This window comes from Helicobacter japonicus, from assembly GCF_000762845.2.
In the GTDB taxonomy this organism is placed as follows: domain Bacteria; phylum Campylobacterota; class Campylobacteria; order Campylobacterales; family Helicobacteraceae; genus Helicobacter_C; species Helicobacter_C japonicus.
The window spans coordinates 1-621 of the sequence record NZ_JRMQ02000047.1; the positions used below are offsets into that span (position 1 = coordinate 1).

The 621-nt window shown below is 34.5% G+C and carries 1 protein-coding gene; it reads left to right on the forward strand.

What is annotated here, in order from left to right; translation table 11 throughout:
* The coding region (locus LS65_RS09735; protein WP_236096719.1) for a methyl-accepting chemotaxis protein at nucleotides 1-621 on the forward strand (621 nt) is incomplete at both ends.

A 621-nucleotide genomic window follows, 5' to 3' on the forward strand; every position in this document is an offset into this window, starting at 1 on the left:
TACAAATACCCTAGGAGAAGAAATTAGAAAAATGCTATCAACAAGTGCTGCCTTTGCTCAAACATTAGGTGAAGAAGCTCAAAATCTTCAAGAAGCAGTAGGTAAGCTTACCAATCTTACAAATTCTCAAGCTTCTTCCTTAGAACAAACAGCTCAAGCTGTAGAAGAGATTACAAGTTCTATGCAAAATGTAAGTGGTAAAACAAGTGAAGTTATACAACAAAGTGAAGACATTAAAAATGTCATTGGTATTATTAGAGATATAGCAGACCAAACAAACTTACTTGCTCTTAATGCAGCTATTGAAGCAGCAAGAGCTGGAGAACACGGAAGAGGATTTGCTGTTGTTGCAGATGAAGTGAGAAAGCTAGCTGAAAGAACTCAAAAATCTCTAGGAGAGATTGAAGCTAATACTAATCTTTTAGTGCAATCTATTAATGATATGGGTGAATCTATTAGAGAGCAAACTACTGGTGTTACTCAAATTAATGAAGCCATTACACATTTAGAATCTGTTACACAAGAGAATGTCAATATTGCTAATTCTAGTGCAGAGATTAGTGAGAGAGTAGATAAGGTAGCTAAAGATATATTAGATGATGTGAATAAGAAGAGGTTTTA